Source organism: Peribacillus butanolivorans (assembly GCF_001273755.1).
GTDB lineage: Bacteria > Bacillota > Bacilli > Bacillales > DSM-1321 > Peribacillus > Peribacillus butanolivorans.
The window spans coordinates 2,339,949-2,359,752 of sequence record NZ_LGYA01000001.1 but is presented as its reverse complement, the minus strand read 5'-3'; the positions used below and the strand labels follow the sequence as shown (position 1 = coordinate 2,359,752).

Here is a 19,804-nt window from a genome sequence, read left to right as displayed (position 1 = left end):
AACGGCCTAATAATTGGTCGTTGCTTTTTTTATGTCCTAAATATCATTATTTATTTGAAAGAATACCTCGGCAGAATATTCAGAATTCTATTCTATCAATAATAGATGAAATCCCTAACTAAAGTACTAAGTGGATTAGGTATTAAAAACTTTACTATTATGTGGTAGCACAGGATAATAAGGGTAGGACGAAAAAATATTTATTCTAACGAGTTAACTGATACACACTATAAAGGAGGTTTTGACAGTGAAGAAGGGGGAAAAACTGTCTACAACGGTAGAATCGGTTGGTTTAAGTCAGAGAGAATTTTTAACGATTTTTTTACTTCATTCTTTAACAGTAAAAACGAATTATCCAAGGGCGATTCATCAGGACCTGAAAAATACGTTTACTGGAAAAGTGCATAGCTATGACTACTTATGTAAGATTTCTAATACTCTTGTCGAATCCGGCCATTTATCATTATACACGAACAAGGGAAGAAATTATTATCAATTAACGGAAAAAGGGAAAGAACTTTATAAATGGTACCAGGAGAATTTTCTAGAACGCTTTTCTGAAGTGAAAAATGTCATTGACCGCTTTATGTTCGATTTAAAAGGATCTGGTGAAAACCCTCCTGTTGTGAACGAACTTCCTGAGGAATACCGATCTTATTTCTCGAAAATAATATCCGTAAAGGACCTAGTCCGTTATGTCACATTGAAGGCGGCTTTCAAAAAGAAGCCCATTTATATGGGGGAAATAGGGGACCTGCTTAAAAATCAGTTCGGTTGGATTGCTTCTAACGGGTATTTATACGATTTATCACATGAAATGGAAGAGACCGGCCTGCTTGTTGGCAGATGGGAAAGTGAAAAACGAACAAAACGTTATTTACGAATTACGGATGAAGGACAACATCATTACAAACAGATTGCTGATTCGGCCGCATATCAAGTACAGGAAATTCAAAAATACATGGCCAGTGTGGTTATGTTTCTAAAAGATAAATCCTGACTGAGAAACGAACAATTCGATCCAGTTCTAGTTTCCTGAAGAACAGATAAATCCCCTTTAGCTGATGTAATTGGATGGTTCGATGAACATGCTTAAGTTGAACCAATCAGGGGTAAATATTATATAAAACAGTTCTTATCAAGGGGGAATTCACATGGTAGAGAAACACGATGAAATGGGCAGTTTGTTTACGTTTATTAAAGGTCAGGTAAATAAATTACCTATTTCAGAATCGAAAAAGAACAAAATGCTCGATCAGCTTTTGAAGCTTAAAACGATGACGGTCGATGCGAGGGAACCGCGGATTGCTCTTGTTGGGAGGCGCGGTTCAGGGAAGTCATCACTGATTAATGCAATGTTTGGCCAAGAACGGCAATACGTTAGCCCCGTTAAATCTGGAACTGGTAAAGGTAAATGGCTTTGGTATCCGAGTGATTCTCAACCTAAAATTCGTCTGCTGGACTCTCGTGGATTGGGTGAGAGTGAGACTCCTACGGAAGACTATGAAGAAGAGACACCAATGGATGAATTAATTAAAGCGGTGACTGAGGAACAGCCGGATGTGTTTCTTTTCTTAATCAAAGCAAAAGAAACGGATTCTCGGATTGAAGAGGATTTACAAGAGTTAAGTAAATTGCGGAAAATTGTGAAAGATAAACATCATTATGATGTGCCAGTAATCTGTGTTATCACCCAAGTAGATGAATTAGATCCGCCACATTATAAACAAGTACCTTTTGATGCCCACCCTAAGAAAAAACAGCATATTGATGAGGCCATCGGTTTAATGGCTAAGCGGTTTAAAGAAAGTGAAATCCCACTATTGAACATCATTCCAATTTGTTCATATATTGATTTTGATGAAAAGGGAAATATTGAATATGACATGCGCTGGAATATAGATTTGCTTTCTGATTACTTAATTGAGGCCTTACCCAGTGAAGCGAAACTAAAGACTGCAAAGGCGATACAGAGCCAATTCGTTAAGAAAAAATTTGCGCGGACTATCGTGGGTACGTTCACGGCCATTGCCAGTCTAATCGGTGCCGAGCCAATCCCTTTTGCTGATTTTCCAATATTGACTGGTATCCAAGGCCTGATGATTGTTGTTATTGGTTTTATCGCAGATAAAGATATCAATACGAAAACTGCCAGTGAATTCATCACAGCTTTAGGAATTAACGTCGGAATTGGTCTGCTTGTCAGGGAAGGTGTTCGTGCTGCAGTTCGATTCATTCCAGGTGCTGGTCTTGCTGTTTCAGGTGCGGTAGCGGGAGCTGTTACTTATGGTATCGGTCAAGCTGCCATTGCATATTTCATAGAAAATAAAGATATGAATCAAGCAAAAGAAGCTTATAAGAATGCTAATAAACAATATAAAAATGAAGACATTGACTCTTAATGTACAGATTCAAACTGTAATCACCACTAAAGTGATATGATAAAGGTGAGTTCTAGCAGATGCTGATTCCCCTGCTAGATGGTATAGGATATTTTTTTACATATATAGAAGGGATGATCTTCATGTCGTTTTTTCAATCAGCAGAGCAAAAAGAATATATACAAAAATTAGAGGCGGCGATTAAGTCTTTTTCCAGACGATCTGAAAATCTTGATGAATCAAAAGGCTTTCCTTTTGAAAACATTCAGGAATTAAAGGATTTCGGATATCCTAAATTAACGCTAGCAAAAGAGTATGGAGGTAATGGTGGTTCCTTGTATGATTTCCTCCTTAGCCAGGAGAAAATAGCAGAGTATTGTGGTCCAACTGCTTTAGGAATCGGCTGGCATGTAGGAACGGTACTTTCTCTGACTGAAAAAAGACCATGGGAAAAAGAGGTCATGGACGAATTGTTTGATGAAGTGTCCAAAGGTGCCCTCATCAACACGGCAGCATCAGAGGCAGGAACAGGAAGTCCGACCCGTGGAGGACGTCCTGAAACGACAGCTATCAAGAAAGGTAATCAATGGGTATTGAATGGCAGAAAAACCTTTACGACCCTATCACCTGTCCTAGATATTTTCCTTGTTACAGCCTGGCTACCTCACGATGAGCAACTTGGCACCTTTTTGGTTCATCGAAACATAAAAGGGATTAGTATAGAAGAAACATGGGATATGATTTCTATGCAGGGTACAGGAAGTCATGATTTAGTGTTAAATGAAGTCATCCTTCCAGATAAGTATTATGTCATGCAAAGCAAACCTGGCAAGAAGAAACCTGAATCCTGGCTGTTACATATACCAGCCTGCTATATAGGAATCGCAATGGCTGCGAGAAATTATGCAGTCGAATTTGCGAAAGCTTATTCACCAAACAGTCTGCCGGGACCAATTCGAGATCTTCCTAATGTTCAAAGAATGATTGGAGAAATTGAACTGGAATTAAGTGAAGCACGCCATTTTCTCTATTCTGTCGCGGAAAAATGGGAAACACAAACCGAAAATCATGATGAATTATCGAAAGAGCTGGGTGCAGTTAAGTTATCAGTCGTAAACAAATCAATATCCATCGTTGATAAAGCGATGAGGGTCGTTGGGGCCAAAAGCTTACAACGGACGAACCCATTGCAACGTTATTACAGAGATGTACGTGCTGGACTTCATAATCCCCCAATGGACGATGCAACGATTACTATGCTCGCGAAAGCAGCTCTTTATTAAAGAATTATATTTGTGCGGCACTGAAATGACTGTTTCAGTGCTTTTTTTTTGTCTTTTTTGAGGAGTTCTCACCTATTCATTTTTTAGACTGAATCGACCGCTTCTTGTTTCGTATTCTATTATGTACTTCAGTGTTTTGCGCATTTTTTTATTGAAAATTACTCAATAATTTTACTAGATTAAAATTCCCTAACTTGTTATGATTTATATGCATTTCAAAATTTTCGCAAAACATTGAAAGTTCGGTGTAGATATGAATCTTATGACCAAAGATTTACTGATTAACTTTTTATTAATTCTTCTTCCCATCTTTTTATTGCAAATGGTGTATCTAGTGAAATACGTGTACCGTTTAGATGCATTAAAAGGATGGTTCTTAGCCATTTTTCCTATTCTTTCACTTGTTCTATGTATGTTATTTCCAGTAGTAATAGAAGAACACTTTGTTTGGGATCTCCGATGGATTCCATTTCTTTTAGGTGGTTTATATGGAGGTTATCGATTAAGTTTTTTATTAATAGCTATCACTCTTATTATTCGATATTTGTCGGGGGGAGAAAATGGATTTTATATTTCATGCATCACTTTTCCGTTAATTGGTATTTCAATTTCTTTTATTTCTAAATACTATTTACAAATGTCTGTCTTCAAAAAAAATATCGTTGGTATTTTATTAATCTTTATTGTTCAGATTCTTACACAGTTTATTGCAACACAAATATTTGGAATCAATATAGGTATAAGTTTATGGAAACAATACTTTATAATCCAAGTCGTTGGCATTGTTATTGTGATTATTCTGTGGGAGGTCATCCTTGCGAATTTTCAGATTTTAGAAAAATTAGCAAAAGCAGAAAAGTTACAAATCGTAAGTCACCTTGCTGCAAGTATCTCACATGAAGTTCGTAATCCCCTTACTGTAACTAGAGGATATATTCAAATGTTACAAGAGGAAGTTTCTTCGCAAACAAAGGTAAAGTATGCAAATATCGCTTTGAGGGAATTAGATCGAGCTACAGAAGTTATTAATGATTATTTAACGTTTGCAGCAACAACCCCTGAAAATAAAGAACACTTAAGAGTGTCCGATGAGATTCAGCATGCGGTAAATTTTATTAAGCCCTTGGCAAACATGAATGGAATAGACATAAAATTATCGCTATTGGAAGATGACGCTTATTATATCATAGGAGAAAGAAAAAAATTTCAACAGTGCTTGTTTAATATTTTAAAAAACGGCATCGAATCGATGCAAGTTAATGGTGAACTATACATACATTTAATCCATCACGCCCCAACTCTCCAAATTAAGATTCAAGATAAAGGCGTTGGCATGACAAAAGAACAAATAAGCCGCTTAGGTGAGCCTTATTTTACGACAAAAGAAAAAGGGACAGGACTAGGTATGATGGTTTCTTATAGTATTATCAAAAGTATGAATGGAACTATTAGTGTGTCAAGTGTGAAAGGGAAAGGAACTTGCTTCTGTATTAAACTTCCTATTCATAGAAACGAAAGTGATAGATTAAAGAATTAATCCATCCTATGTTTGAGTGAATTGACGGTTTTGAGAGAATACTTTATCATTTAATTAAACTACCAATTATATGAAATAATTCAATAATGCATTTGATGCCAAGGGGAGATGATTTTAATGAAAACGCTTGCAGATGGACAAATCATTTGGGAACCGAGTAAAGAACAAATCGATCAAACAGTATTGACTCAATACGTGAATTGGTTAAAGGAAAAGAAAGGTTTGGCGTTTCATAATTATCATGAGCTATGGAAATGGTCGGTTTTTGAGCTAGAGAACTTTTGGGCGTCAATATGGGATTTTTGTGAAGTAAAAGCTGAAAGAAAATATGACAAGGTTTTAGCAGATAATTCGATGCTGAGTGCAAAGTGGTTTGAAGGATCGAGACTCAATTATGCAGAGAATGCATTATCGAATGATCAAGAAGATAAAACGGCGATTTTTTTCCGTTCCGAGCTTATCAAGAAGCAAGAGGTAAGCTGGAAAGAGCTGAAAGAAAAAGTTGCCTCTGTCGCTCATTCATTAAGAAAACTTGGTGTGAAATCGGGTGACCGTGTTGTGGCCTATATGCCAAATATCCCTGAAACCGTCATAGCGTTCTTGGCAACAGCAAGTATAGGCGCCATCTGGTCGAGTTGTTCACCCGACTTCGGGGCAAGAAGTGTCATTGACCGCTTTAAGCAAATTGAACCGGTTGTTTTACTTGCAATTGACGGGTATCAGTATAATGGGAACGTGTATGATAAAACCTCAGTTGTTTCGCAGCTGCAAAAGGAAATAGCCACTATCAAGCATACAGTGCTGATTCCGTACATAGATAAAACGAACTTTGAGGTAAATCTGAAGGAAATAATTCCATGGTCAACCCTTTTAAACGAAACAGCGGAACTATCTTTTGAAAGTGTTCCATTCGATCACCCGCTTTGGATCCTCTATTCATCAGGTACAACCGGAATGCCAAAACCGATTGTACAGGGGCATGGGGGCATTTTATTGGAGCATTTTAAATCCACACGATTGCATCAAAGTATGACTTCCGAAGATACCGTTTTCTGGTTCACAACGACAGGTTGGATGATGTGGAACCTGCTAATGGGTGGTTTGCTTAATGGAGCGACAATAGTTCTTTATGACGGTAGTCCTTCCTTCCCTAACATGGATACTCTTTGGGAATTGGCTGAAGATACAGGCATGACATTCTTTGGAACAAGTGCCCCTTTTCTAACGAATTCTATGAAATTAGGAATCAAACCAATGGAAAAATATGACCTATCAAAATTGAAGGCTCTTTTTTCTACAGGAGCTCCTTTATCAGGTGACGGATATAAGTGGGTATATGGAAATGTTAAAAAGGATGTCTGGCTCAGTTCATCAAGTGGCGGAACAGATGTCTGTGCCGGATTTGTAGGAGGTGTGCCTACATTACCAGTTAGAATTGGCGAAATACAGGGACGGGCATTAGGTGTTCATGTCGAAGCCTTTGATGAACAAGGCCAATCTTTAATTAATGATGTCGGAGAATTGGTCATTACCAAACCGATGCCATCCATGCCGCTTTATTTCTGGAATGACAAAGATGGGACAAGATACTACGAGAGTTATTTTGATACGTATCCTGGTATTTGGAAACATGGTGATTGGATAAAAATTGACGATAAAGGCAGTTGTATCATTTATGGACGTTCCGATTCGACGATTAATCGTTCTGGAGTACGTATGGGTACAAGTGATATTTACCGGGTTGTTGAAGCGATTGACGAGGTAATGGAAAGTCTTGTAATTGATAGAGAAGTGCTAGGGCGTGGTTCGTCCTTACTGATGTTTGTTGTTCTTAAGTCTGGCAACAGTCTAGACCCTACCCTAAAAGCAAAAATTAAGGAACAAATTAGAGGGAATGTTTCTCCTCGTTTTATCCCAGACCAAATTTATGTTGTTGAGCAAATACCAAAAACATTGAACGGAAAGAAAATGGAAGTTCCGATTCGCAAAGTACTATTAGGTTTTGAGTTTGATAAGGTAGTGAATCCAGACTCTATGGGCAATCCTGAATCGCTTCAATTTTTCAAAGATTTAGCATTTGAATTAAATGAGGAAAAAATATTCTAAGAATACTGTGGCTTTAAAATAAAGTCGTGATGATTAAAAAATGTTCCGACGAAGAGTGGTTTGATAAAATATCCTGTTTAATGCAGGATATTTTTTATTTATAGAAAATAGCAGGTTGGTGATAAAAGAAGGGAAGTAACTTTTTTCTTTGAAGACAAGGGAGGATAGGGTCAACGGAGGAGAAAAATTTGTTTATCCATAAGATTGATGAAGAAGTCTCTTTGAGATTATTAAATGAAGATGACGCTGAAGGATTTTATATATAAAAAATGGCTCGGTTGGCTCGACAGCGGACGAAGCTCAAAGGGTAAAGCAGTACCTAAAACACGTTTAAAATCTACATTTTGACTCAAAGGGAATTTTATTAGTAGAGAAGATCTAAACCCCTTGTTCAATATGGACAAGGGGTTTAGATACAAAGATAAGAAAGTATAACTTTTCGAGTTAAAAAAATTGTCTATCTCCACAAGGGAAGCTACTTTGTATGAGCATCGCAGGAACAACCTGGGTTTTTGAATGTTCAAAGGCGCCCTGCGCTTTTCTAATTATTTTGCTAAGCTTTCTGCCAATTGTTTTTCTTTCCACATGACTGTAATACCGAGGCCAATGACCATAATGACAGCAGCAAAAAGATAAGGATAGTGGATGTTTACATCAAATAGTATTCCGCCCATTGCTGGCCCGAAGATATTACCTAAGCTCGTATAGGTTGAGTTCATTCCAGCTACAAATCCTTGCTCTTTCCCAGCAGCTTTTGATAAAAATGTCGTCAATGCCGGACGAAGCAAGTCAAATGCGAGGAAGATGAAGCAAGTTACCGCTAGCACTGCCAAATAGCTAGAAATCACGGTGGACGCCACCGCAAATATTGCACCTGTAATTAAACATAATTGGATTAGTTTTTTTTCACCAAGTATATCTACCATTCTTCCAAACATAAATACTTGTACAACAACGCCGAAGATTGAGCTTATTGTAATAATGGCGGCAATGTCCTTCGGCGTGAAGCCGAATTTATGATCAGAAAATAGGCTAAAAACAGTTTCATATGCTGACAAACCGAAAGCAAGAACAAATACTATGATAAATGCAATAAAGTAAAGCGGATTAAGTGATCTTTTTAAATCGCTTAAAAAGTTTGTTTGCTTTGTTTTAGCAGAAATTTCTGCAAGCTGTTCCTTTGTTAGCGGCTCTTTTAAAATAAATATTGATGAAATGCATGCTAAAAAGGCAATGGCTGCCGCGAAGAAAAAGGGCATGCGTATGCCGTATTCTGCAATAAAACCACCAATGCCAGGTCCTATAATAAAGCCAGTACTAATGGCGGCAGAAAGATAGCCCATTGCTTTTGGCCGTTCCTGAACTGATGTAATATCTGCAACATAAGCAGTAACACCTGGCATAATAAAGGCGGCACTAATTCCCCCTAGAATCCTTGATAAATAAAGCACTGATACATTTGTTCCTAAACCAAAGATAAGTTCTGAAACACCAAAAAGGAATAAGCCGATTATGATGATTTTCTTTCTGCCATAATGGTCAACCCAACGTCCTGCGAGTGGTGACATAAGTAGTTGTGCCATCGCAAATACGGCTACAAGATAGCCCATCGTTTTTCCTGATAAATGCATGATATTCATAAAAGACGGCATAACGGGGATTATGAGACCAATTCCTAGAAATGGAATGAATATATTGCTTAGAAGAATAATTAATACCGATTTTTGTTCTTTTATTGTTTTCTCCATGTATCAACACCTCCTTTCTTTATGAATCATTGATGTGAAATACCTCTCCAAAATACTGTCCAAGAGGCTTCTAATTTATCCTTCAGCCGCTGCTCATCATTGCCATATACAAGCTCCAGCAAAATGGAATCGACTACTCCTAAGAAGGCAAAGGTCGGCGTTTTTGATACATCTCCGAGTATTACTTTAGCATCGATCCAATCCTGAAATTTACTTTCCAGTATCAGCTGCACCTTATCTTCTATATCGATTACTTCCTTTTCGATTGCTTTCGCAAGATGTGCTGGCGGAAAAAAAGACATACGTAGCCAAAACTTTAACTGCTCATTTTTTTGGAAAAGATCGATTACCAATTGTAGAAATCCGTATAAATCTAATTTGGGATTTTGTGAATCAATTTTACTGAAATATTGGAGTTTTGAAGATAACTCAGTCTCTTTCGCATCACGTAAAACTTGTAAAAAAAGATCATCCTTTCCTTTAAAATGTGCGTAAATGGATTGTTTTTTCATGCCGACTTCTTCAGCTATTAGAGAAAGGGATGCTCCTTCATAACCATGAATTGTGAAATATTTTAGAGCTGCCTCCTTAATTTCATTGCTTTTCAATAAAATCACCTCGAATTTAACGAACGTTCGTCAGTTATATTAGCAAATTAAATTAACATAAGCAAGTGGAAAGTATATTTAGATATCTAAACAAATAATTTAAGGTTAAATACTTTAGTAATAAATAAATATTGTAATACAGATTATTATGTCAGTTATCGACTTACATAACCAAACGGACCCTATCTGTAATAGAGTGCAGCGCGGTAATGCAGAACGATCTTCCACCTAACAGGTGGATTTACTTCTATTACAGGGTTGCTACGCAACTTTTTTTATAAATTGAGGTAATTTACTTATTATAGGAATCTAAACGATACTGAGAAATATGTTACAAAAGCAACTTAAATATCAACTTTTGAATAACGACGAACTAAGTATTTGCTTTGGTCTGACTAGACGATTTGAATTTGATAGTAGATGTCTACCGTTATCGCCACTGCCTCTTACCAAAGAGGTAGAATGATAGGTATTTATTTCTTTGCAATATCCAGAAATACTTATCCAAAAAAAGCGTACGAAGAATTTAATAATTTAGTTTTACCTGCCATGGATTCAAGAACAAACAACAAAATCAGTTACAGCAATTTTAGGTATAGAAGAATTAATAATCGAACGGAATGGAAAAAAACATATATTTCATAATGTGAGATTTCTATAATAACCATCTAAAGGTAGGTGGAAGCGACGTCTTCTTCAACTAAACGGTGCTTTAATTCAATATCAGGAGAAGGTCAGCAGCACTTTTATGGAACTAACGGGGGCTTTAGCAGAAGAAGGTTCAATGAAATAATCAAACTTTTTTCAAAATGGAGTCTTTGCGTTAACAACCAAATAAAATTTAGTGACCTACTTTTTATCAAACTTTATTACAAAGCTACAAATACAGGCGGAGCAAATTGACTCCGTCTTTTTTGTCCCCATCTCTATTAGTTTTTGAACTTCTATCTAATAGTACCTTTCAATTTTGCATGCTATATCATGTTACATACATTCTTTATGAAGAATTCTAAAACCCCTTTATCATTTTTTGTTTAAAATGAGACAAAACGAGACAACAATCTCATTTTGTCTCGTTTTGTTTCTTTAGAAAATAGATAAATTCCTAATATAGCGAATTTCCATTTTGGCACGTAAATTGCACTATATATTATTGACTCATTATTAAGATTGGGGGCTGGAATATGGAAACGATTCAAACTAAAGAAATTCAGTTATCACAGGACAAGGCTTATTGGATGTACAAAAAAATGCTTGAGATTAGAAAATTCGAAGACCAAGTTCATGAATCATTTGCTAAGGGAATATTACCAGGATTTGTTCATTTGTATGCTGGGGAGGAAGCGGTGGCAGTAGGCGTGTGTGCCCACCTTACAGAAAAGGACAGCATTACAAGCACTCATCGGGGTCATGGTCACTGCATCGCTAAAGAATGCGACCTTAATGGGATGATGGCTGAAATCTACGGGAAAGTAACAGGGCTTTGTAAAGGAAAAGGCGGTTCCATGCATATAGCCGATTTAGATAAAGGAATGTTAGGCGCAAACGGTATTGTCGGAGGAGGCTTTCCACTTGCTTGTGGTGCAGCATTAACTGCCAAGTATAAAAAAACTGATCATGTAAGTGTATGTTTTTTTGGAGATGGTGCTAATAATCACGGCACTTTTCATGAAGGGATCAATCTTGCGGCTATTTGGAATCTTCCTGTTGTTTTTATTGCTGAAAACAATGGTTATGGTGAAGCCACACCTTTTAATTATGCTTCCAGTTGCAAAACGATAGCCGATCGTGCGATAAGCTACAATATCCCGGGAGTTCGAGTGGATGGGAAGGATGTAATTGCTGTTTATCAGGCAGCAGAAGAAGCAGTTCAAAGAGCTCGCAGAGGAGAAGGTCCTTCATTAATAGAATGCGTAACCTATAGAAATTATGGACACTTCGAGGGCGATGCTCAGAAATATAAAAAAGAACAAGACAAGAAAGAACATAAACAAGAAAAAGATGCTATTGCTCAATTTAGAAAATACTTACTAAATCAGAATCTGTTAGCTGAAACTGAATTGGTTTCCCTCGAGAATTCAGTTGAAGAGGCGATTAAACAAGCTGTTAAGTTTAGTGAAGAAAGCCCATATCCAGAGGCTTCCGATTTATTAAACGATGTTTATGTATCCTATTAAACAATAAAAGGAGGAATTGAGATGAGTAGAAAAATCAGTATGTCACAAGCAATAAATGAAGCAATGGCGCTCGCAATGAGAAAAGATGAAAATGTCATTCTTATGGGAGAGGATGTAGCCGGCGGAGCAGAAGTTGATCACCTTCAAGATGACGAAGCATGGGGTGGTGTTTTAGGGGTTACAAAAGGATTAGTGCAAGAATTTGGTCGTGACCGGATTTTAGATACACCGATTGCCGAAGCAGGGTATATGGGAGCAGCTATGGCAGCAGCTTCTACGGGATTACGTCCGATTGCAGAGTTAATGTTTAACGATTTTATTGGGAGTTGTTTAGATGAGGTTTTAAATCAAGGGGCCAAGTTCCGTTATATGTTTGGAGGAAAAGCGCAAGTTCCTGTTACGATTCGTACGATGCATGGCGCAGGATTTAGGGCAGCAGCTCAGCATTCGCAAAGCTTATATGCCTTGTTTACAAGTATTCCGGGACTGAAAGTAGTTGTCCCCTCTTCCCCTTATGATGCAAAAGGGCTCTTACTCTCAGCCATCGAGGATAATGATCCAGTAATCTTTTTTGAAGATAAAACGCTATATAACATGGTAGGTGAGGTACCAGAAGGTTATTATACGATTCCAATCGGAAAAGCAGAAATAAAACGGTCTGGTTCAGATCTAACCATCGTTGCTATCGGTAAACAAGTTCATACGGCAATGGATGCTGCTGAACAACTTGCTGGTAGAGGTATTGAAGTTGAAATTGTTGATCCAAGGAGCTTGTCACCGCTGGATGAAGAATCGATTCTTTCCTCCGTCGCAAAAACAAACCGTCTTATTGTGATGGATGAAGCAAATCCAAGGTGCAGCGTGGCCACAGATATTGCAGCATTGGTGGCGGATAAAGGATTTGATACGCTTGATGCGCCAATAAAAAGAATTACTGCACCACATACGCCGGTACCATTTTCTCCACCACTAGAAGATATCTATCTACCTACACCAGAGAAAGTAATTAAAGTTGTATCAGAATTGTTAGGAGAACCATCTATTCTTAGGGTGTAAGAAAAATATGAAAAAGGCTCCACCTTTTTGGCATTGGTCCTCGAAAGCTGGAGCCTGAAACCAATGATAGGCAAAGAAACAAAGCTGAAGGGAGAAAAAAGATATGGCTGTTGAAGTAGTAATGCCGAAATTAGGCATGGCAATGAAAGAAGGTACTGTTTCGGAATGGAGTAAGGGAGTCGGCGATACGGTAGAAAAGGGCGAAGCAATAGCCAGCATTAATTCTGAGAAAATAGAAATGGATATCGAGTCGCCGTCAGAAGGTACGATACTAAACATAGCTGTACCAGAGGGGCAAGGCGTCCCTCCTGGAACAGTTATCTGTTATATCGGAAATCCGAATGAAAACGTAATGGTTAATAAGCCTGTTGCTGAAGAAATCAAGCCGGAAAACCACAAAAAAGAAACACCGAAAAAGACAGATCTACCTAATTTGCCAATTAGTAAAAATGTGGATCGTGTGATGATTACCCCGGTTGCACGTAAAATGGCACAGGCCGCTAATCTTGATATTGAGAAAATTCAAGGCACTGGACCGGGTGGAAGAATTACTAAAGATGATGTACAGAAAGCAATTAAGAGACCTGAATCAAAGCCTGAAAATAAAGAAGATAGTATCTTAATCCCTGCGCAATCTATAGAGAAAACACAGGAGATTCCTGTAAACGGAATGCGGAAAATTATTGCCACACGTATGCAGGATAGCTTACAAAGTAGTGCTCAATTGACTCTTACGATGAAGGCAGATGTAACCGCTTTAATCAAATTGCAAAGACAAGCTACAGAAATTATTCAAAAACATGATGATAGTAAACTGACGGTCACAGACTTTGTTGCCAAAGCTGTCGTCCATTCATTAAAAGATCACCCTAAAATGAACAGTGCTTATGTAGAAGATAAAATCCATTTGTTTGAGCATGTTCATCTTGGATTAGCTGTTGCCTTGGAAAAGGGGTTAGTTGTTCCAGTTATTAGAAATGCGGACGCATGTTCACTAAGACAGATATCGAAGAAAGGTAAGGAACTAGCTATGCTTGCTCGTGAAGGTCAATTGCCATCTGAAGAAATGAATGGCTCTACTTTTACGATCAGCAATTTGGGAGCATACGGTGTAGAACACTTCACGCCGATTTTAAATACCCCTGAAACAGGAATTCTTGGAATTGGCTCTGCTTATGATACTCCCCTCTATATTGAAGATACGTTGGAAAGAAGAACTATTTTGCCACTCAGTTTAACCTTTGATCATCGTGTCTTAGATGGGGCTCCTGCTTCTGCCTTTTTACAAACAATAAAAAGATATTTAGAAGAGCCAATGACCATGCTTTTATAGAAAAAGGAGGAAATCTCTTGAATCGTATAGCAATTATCGGAGGAGGTCCTGCTGGGTATGTAGCGGCAATTACTGCTGCCCAGCAGGGAAAAGAAGTGACACTGGTTGTCGATGGGCCACTTGGAGGAACCTGTTTAAACGAAGGATGCATGCCAACGAAGTCTTTGTTAGAAAGTGCTGATACGTATGAGTTGGTGAAAAATGCAGGTGAATTGGGAATCCGTCTCCCATCTAACTCAATTGAAATCGATTGGGAAGTGGTGCAGAAACGAAAGAAAGCTATTGTATCGACACTTGTCCAAGGCGTTCATTATTTAATGAAAAAAAATAAAATAAAAGTAATTCAAGGAAGAGCTTCTTTAATAACGAACCACCAACTTCGGATAGAAAATGACAATAAATATGAAGAGATTGAAGCTAGTAAAATCATTATTTCTACAGGTTCCGAACCGATTCCATTGCCATTTGCACCGTTCGATGGTAAATGGATCATCCATAGTGGTCAAGCCATGTCACTCCCTTCTATTCCTACTTCACTTTTGATTATTGGAGGCGGAGTCATTGGATGCGAGTTTGCAAGTATTTATAGCCGGATGGGCACTAAGGTCACAATCGTTGAGATGGGGGAAAAGCTGCTCCCAGGGGAAGATGAAGATATCTCAGGGGTTCTACATAAAGAATTGGAAAGCCAAGGGGTAATAATCCATGCCTCCACATCTGTCAAAGACATGAATACTAATAATAAGAAAGTATTTTTAGATAAAAGTGATGGCAATATTGACGAAGTTCATGCCGATTACGTACTTGTTTCAATAGGGAGAAAGCCTAGAGTAAACGGAATGGACCTAGAGCGGAATGGTATTGATTTTTCTAAACATGGTATTTCTGTAAATAATCAAATGCAAACAAGTAATTCTTCAATATATGCCTGTGGTGATGTGATTGGTGGAATCCAACTTGCACATGTAGCTTTTCATGAGGGAAGAGTAGCTGCTCTGAATGCCTGTGGACACAAGACTAAAGTAAATTATCGAGCAATTCCCCGATGTATTTATACTTCCCCTGAGATTGCTAGCGTAGGATTGACGGAAACAGAAGCAAGAAATAAATATGGTGATATTAAAGTTGGAGAATTTCCTTTTTCCGCAAATGGAAAAGCTGTCATTTCTAACAAACAAATTGGAAAGGTCAAAGTCGTAGTAGATACTCAATTTAATGAGATTCTTGGATTTTCCATCGTTGGCCCACACGCGACAGAAATAATTGGTCAAGGAACGGTCATGCTCCATGCGGAAATTACGACTGATATTATGGAAGATTTAATAGCAGCGCACCCAACCTTGTCGGAGTGCATACATGAGGCATTATTAAGCGTTAGTGGCCAAGCAGTGCATACTTAAATGAACTGAATCCTATTGAATTGGGGGTATTTTGTATGGTTATTAGTCATCGAACAGCGATTGTCACTGGTTCAGGTCGTGGAATTGGACGTGCGATTGCATTGAGACTAGCTCAAGATGGATTGAATGTGGTGATAAACGACGTCAATTTGGACAGCGCCGAATCGGTCGTAAACGAAATTAAGGAACTTGGACGTGAAAGCTTTGCAGTGAAAGCTGATGTAAGTAAAAGAAATGAAGTATTCAATATGGTTGATCAAGTTGTGGATCATTTTGGACAACTTGATGTTATGGTTTCAAATGCAGGAATTGCCCAAATTAAACCGTTGCTTGAAGTGACTCAGGAAGATCTTGAACAGATTTTTAGTATAAATGTAAATGGTGTGCTTTTTTGCCTGCAAGCGGCTGCTGAGCAAATGAAAAAGCAAGAAGGCGGGAAAATTATTAGTGCTGCCAGTATAGCTAGTTTCAAAGGGTTTAGCCTACTAGGAACTTACTCAGCAACTAAATTTGCCGTTAGAGGCATTACACAAGCGGCAGCACAAGAATTGGCTCAGTTTGGAATTACGGTAAATGCATACTGTCCAGGTATCGTCGGTACACAAATGTGGGATCTTATCGATGAAAAAATGGGGCAATATATGAATCTGGGAAAAGGAGAAGCATTTAAAAAGTTTTCGGATTCTATTACCTTGGGACGACCTGAGACCCCAGAAGATGTTGCGAAGTTTGTTTCGTATCTCGCCTCACGAGATTCTGACTATATGACAGGACAATCTATCATGATTGATGGAGGCGTCATTTTTTCATAAAACAAGCATTATAGGACTAGGAATTACGCATAAATGATTAATAAGTAAGCTTCACGTGAATGATCATGTGAAGCTTTTATTGTGAAGTTTATGTTAATTGTAATCAAAATATTGTAAGCGTATACATAATCTAATATAATAAAGTGGACCTCGATTAACTTCCTTTTTATTACTCCACGGTATTATTTCTCTTGATTGAAAAGACATGCTTTTATTTTTCAAATGAATGTTGAAAATGTTTAAACCAGATGATTAGAGGAGGATTATATGTTATCCACTAGTTGTTATCTACGTACATGGGAACGGTTTATTAGTGAGGGGGTTCTCGATTCAAATCGCTTGGACAAGCGAATTAAGGAATCTTGGCATCGATGTAAAAAAGAACAAGTCAATCCGTATCTAAATAAAGGTAAGCATGTGTTAACAAATGATTTATTGAACGTTCAAAGAGAAAAAAACTCCGTACTTCTAGATGTAGCTTCGCCCCAATTAACAAGAATGAACCAAGCGATTAAAGAGTCTGGCATGATGGCTTTATTAGTAGACCCTGATGGATATGTTCTTTCCCTCTCAGGAAACGAAAAAATTCTGGATGAAGCAGGTAAAATAAATTTTGTGGAAGGCGTACGCTGGACGGAGGGGGAAGTCGGAACAAACGCGATTGGAACCGCTTTGAAAACGGGGGAGGCAGTAATGATTCAAGGAACCGAACATTACTCTATTGCCTCACATAAATGGAGTTGTTCTGCAATGCCTATTTTTAATGAAGATAGAATGTTAATGGGTGTTTTAGATATATCGTGTCCGGTTGAATATTTTCATCCATCTATGCTTGGTATGGTTGCCACTTTGGCGTATACGATAGAACAAGAGATGGCGGTTCACTCCTATAAAAGAGAGTTGGCACTAACTCAGCATTCTATTGAACTAGCAGAAGCTTATCCAGACCGCCCCTTTATTGTTTGTAATCATAAAGAAATCATCATTTCAGCCAGCAAACAAGTCCGTCAAAAAATTTCTCAATCTATTGGAATGAGACTATCTGATTTTTTAACCTTTGGATACCAAATTGAAAAGGAAACTCCGCTTATTTCTACAGAAGATAAAAGGGTATCAGGAAAGTGTATATTTTTATCAGAAGGTCATACCCAAAATAGGCTTTTTCCAACTTCTTCGCCATCTAAGTTGTTTAATTTCAAGGGTGAAATGGGTATTAGTGAAGCGTTTCAAAACACATTACATAAAGTAAAGCTTGTTGCACCAACCGAAGCTAATGTGTATATATCTGGTGAAACAGGGGTTGGAAAAGAGCTTGTTGCTTTGTCTATTCACGAAAATAGTCCTCGTAAAAAAGGACCGTTTATCACCATAAATTGCGGAGCCATCCCCAAAGATTTAATGGAGAGTGAATTATTTGGTTATGTCGAAGGCGCATTTACAGGGGCTAAGCGTCAAGGGCATAAAGGGAAATTTGAGCAGGCTAATGGAGGGACTATTTTTCTCGATGAAATTGGTGAAATCCCACATGCGATGCAAGTGGCGTTATTGCGTGTACTTCAGGAAAAAAAAATCGTTCCGATTGGTGGTACAAAAAGTATATCTTTAGACATTCGCTTTATTACAGCAACACATCGTAACCTTGCAGAGCTTGTAAATGAAGGATCCTTTCGCCAAGATTTATATTATCGTTTAAATGTTTATCCTGTATTTGTACCACCCTTAAGGGAAAGGAAAGGGGATATTCCGTATCTTGTCCGCTATCTTAGTGAAGTGAATAACTGGAATATTCCATTATCAGAAGAATTATTAAATAGTTTAAAGGGTTACAATTGGCCGGGGAATATAAGAGAACTACAGAATGTTCTGCAACGATTGTCTATATTGCTTCAAGATGGACGAGTAGATTATGAACAATTATTAAATTCTATGCATTCACTAGCACTTACGCAGCAAGCGGATTGCCAGTCTCCGAAGGAAATTGATAAAAATTGTATTATGGGAAATGAACTGACAACCCGAGAAAAAATACAAAGAGATTTAATGCTAGAGGCATTGCAAAGGACACAAGGAAATGTCACCGCAGCTGCAAAATTGATAGATCTCCCTAGAAGTACATTTTACAAGCGGCTTCATAAATATGGTCTATAGTCATGGATGTGTAATTTTCATTGGAATAAAAGATTATTTATATTTAACGGAATGCATGAGTATAGAGAGGGGTATGGCCTATAAAAACGAGAATTACTGAATTATTAGGAATAGAATATCCAATTATTTGCGGTGGTATGTTTCAAGTTGGACGAGCTCAGCTTGCTGCTGCAGTAACTGAAGCAGGCGGATTAGGTATCATTACCTCCAAAACACAGGTTACACCCGAGGGTCTTCGTGATGAAGTACGCAAAGTAAAAGCATTAACGAAGAAACCCTTTGCTGTCAACCTGAATCTATTTCCAAGTCAAACTGCTACTCCAAATGAAGACTTTATTGATATTTTAGTAGAGGAAGACGTTAAAATTGTTGAAACCAGTGGTCGAAGTCCTGAGGCTTTAATGCCAAAACTTAAAAAGCATGGTTTTACTGTCATCCATAAGGTTGCAAGTGTCAAAAACGCACTGTCTGCAGAGAAATTGGGAGTCGATGCTGTTGTTATCGTAGGGAATGAAACGGGCGGCCATCCTGGCATGGGGGATGTAGGAACGCTTGTAATGCTCCCTAGAGTGGTTGATTCTGTTAAAATACCTGTACTAGCAGGTGGAGGCTTTTCAGACGGTAGAGGCCTTATTAGTGCATTGGCACTCGGTGCTGAAGGGATTGTTATGGGGACTCGCTTTATGGCTACGAAGGAAGCCCCTATTCATGATAACGTGAAGAACTGGATGGTTTCAGCAAATGAATCGGATACAATCGTCATTCAGCGAAATATAGGAAGTCCTTCGCGTGTAGCGTTAAATACTGTTAGTAAAGAGGTCGACCGACTAGAAAATGAGGGAGCCACTTTAGGAGAATTAATCCCGTTAATAACGGGACAAAGAAGTAAAAGCGTCTACTTTGAAGGTAATTTAGACGGAGGGATCTGGTCATGCGGTCAATCAGTCGGTTTAATTAAGGAAGTCAAAACAGTTGATGAACTTTTAAAACAAATCGTTCATGAAGCTAAAGGTTCGTTGGAATATATCCAAAATCGTGTCGAATCGATTCGAACTTGATCAACAAAGCTTTTCATATAGAATAGGAAAACGCATATGATTTCCTATTCTATTTTTTATAGATGAATAGTAAATGCGACTTATTTAGCAACTCTATATAAAATGATTTCTTTATTTGTCGTTAATATGTGTTATTTAAAAGTAATTATTCTCTACA

Annotated in this window: 14 protein-coding genes; 12 read left to right on the top strand and 2 right to left on the bottom strand. The window is 38.0% G+C overall.

Annotated features, from left to right (window positions below):
- Positions 1 to 247: 247 nt before the first annotated feature.
- The 5 genes from AKG34_RS10890 (at position 248) to AKG34_RS10870 (ending at position 7,307) form a co-directional block, all read left to right on the top strand.
- Positions 248 to 1,000: a helix-turn-helix transcriptional regulator gene (locus tag AKG34_RS10890; protein WP_053346102.1), complete on the top strand. Its 753-nt coding sequence runs from the start codon at positions 248 to 250 to the stop codon at positions 998 to 1,000.
- Positions 1,001 to 1,154: 154 nt separating this feature from the next.
- Complete coding sequence (locus AKG34_RS10885) at positions 1,155 to 2,402, top strand: GTPase (protein WP_053346101.1); 1,248 nt, start codon at positions 1,155 to 1,157, stop codon at positions 2,400 to 2,402.
- 116 nt (positions 2,403 to 2,518) lie between these two features.
- Positions 2,519 to 3,664, top strand: coding sequence for an acyl-CoA dehydrogenase family protein (locus AKG34_RS10880; RefSeq protein WP_407946283.1), 1,146 nt, complete (start codon positions 2,519 to 2,521; stop codon positions 3,662 to 3,664).
- Positions 3,665 to 3,926: 262 nt separating this feature from the next.
- On the top strand, positions 3,927 to 5,201 hold the full coding sequence (locus tag AKG34_RS10875) for an ATP-binding protein (protein ID WP_236694929.1): 1,275 nt from the start codon (positions 3,927 to 3,929) through the stop codon (positions 5,199 to 5,201).
- 117 nt (positions 5,202 to 5,318) lie between these two features.
- Positions 5,319 to 7,307 carry an acetoacetate--CoA ligase gene (locus tag AKG34_RS10870; RefSeq protein ID WP_152952275.1) on the top strand — a complete coding sequence of 663 codons (1,989 nt, stop codon included), beginning with the start codon at positions 5,319 to 5,321 and terminating at the stop codon, positions 7,305 to 7,307.
- A 545-nt stretch (positions 7,308 to 7,852) separates the two neighbouring features.
- Here the strand turns inward: AKG34_RS10870 and AKG34_RS10865 are convergent.
- Positions 7,853 to 9,055, bottom strand: a complete 1,203-nt coding sequence (locus AKG34_RS10865; RefSeq protein ID WP_053346098.1) for an MFS transporter — start codon at positions 9,053 to 9,055, stop codon at positions 7,853 to 7,855.
- 26 nt (positions 9,056 to 9,081) lie between these two features.
- Complete coding sequence (locus tag AKG34_RS10860) at positions 9,082 to 9,663, bottom strand: TetR/AcrR family transcriptional regulator (RefSeq protein ID WP_053346097.1); 582 nt, start codon at positions 9,661 to 9,663, stop codon at positions 9,082 to 9,084.
- 1,184 nt (positions 9,664 to 10,847) lie between these two features.
- On the opposite strand from AKG34_RS10860, the gene AKG34_RS10855 reads away from it, so the two are divergent.
- The 7 genes from AKG34_RS10855 to AKG34_RS10825 all read left to right on the top strand — a co-directional run bounded on the left by AKG34_RS10855 (position 10,848) and on the right by AKG34_RS10825 (position 19,647).
- Positions 10,848 to 11,840: a thiamine pyrophosphate-dependent dehydrogenase E1 component subunit alpha gene (locus AKG34_RS10855; RefSeq protein ID WP_053346096.1), complete on the top strand. Its 993-nt coding sequence runs from the start codon at positions 10,848 to 10,850 to the stop codon at positions 11,838 to 11,840.
- A 21-nt stretch (positions 11,841 to 11,861) separates the two neighbouring features.
- Entirely contained in the window at positions 11,862 to 12,896 is a 1,035-nt protein-coding gene (locus AKG34_RS10850; protein ID WP_053346095.1) for an alpha-ketoacid dehydrogenase subunit beta, read from the top strand.
- A 103-nt stretch (positions 12,897 to 12,999) separates the two neighbouring features.
- The gene (locus tag AKG34_RS10845) at positions 13,000 to 14,229 is read left to right on the top strand and encodes a dihydrolipoamide acetyltransferase family protein (protein WP_053346094.1); all 1,230 of its coding nucleotides are present in this window, start codon (positions 13,000 to 13,002) and stop codon (positions 14,227 to 14,229) included.
- A gap of 17 nt (positions 14,230 to 14,246) precedes the next feature.
- Positions 14,247 to 15,629 carry a dihydrolipoyl dehydrogenase gene (lpdA, locus tag AKG34_RS10840; protein ID WP_053346093.1) on the top strand — a complete coding sequence of 461 codons (1,383 nt, stop codon included), beginning with the start codon at positions 14,247 to 14,249 and terminating at the stop codon, positions 15,627 to 15,629.
- A gap of 35 nt (positions 15,630 to 15,664) precedes the next feature.
- Positions 15,665 to 16,441 (top strand): acetoin reductase, encoded by a 777-nt coding sequence (locus AKG34_RS10835; RefSeq protein WP_053346092.1) that lies wholly within the window; start codon positions 15,665 to 15,667, stop codon positions 16,439 to 16,441.
- A gap of 267 nt (positions 16,442 to 16,708) precedes the next feature.
- Positions 16,709 to 18,589, top strand: a complete 1,881-nt coding sequence (locus tag AKG34_RS10830; protein ID WP_053346091.1) for a sigma-54-dependent Fis family transcriptional regulator — start codon at positions 16,709 to 16,711, stop codon at positions 18,587 to 18,589.
- 80 nt (positions 18,590 to 18,669) lie between these two features.
- The gene (locus AKG34_RS10825; RefSeq protein ID WP_056522828.1) at positions 18,670 to 19,647 is read left to right on the top strand and encodes an NAD(P)H-dependent flavin oxidoreductase; all 978 of its coding nucleotides are present in this window, start codon (positions 18,670 to 18,672) and stop codon (positions 19,645 to 19,647) included.
- Positions 19,648 to 19,804: the final 157 nt, after the last annotated feature.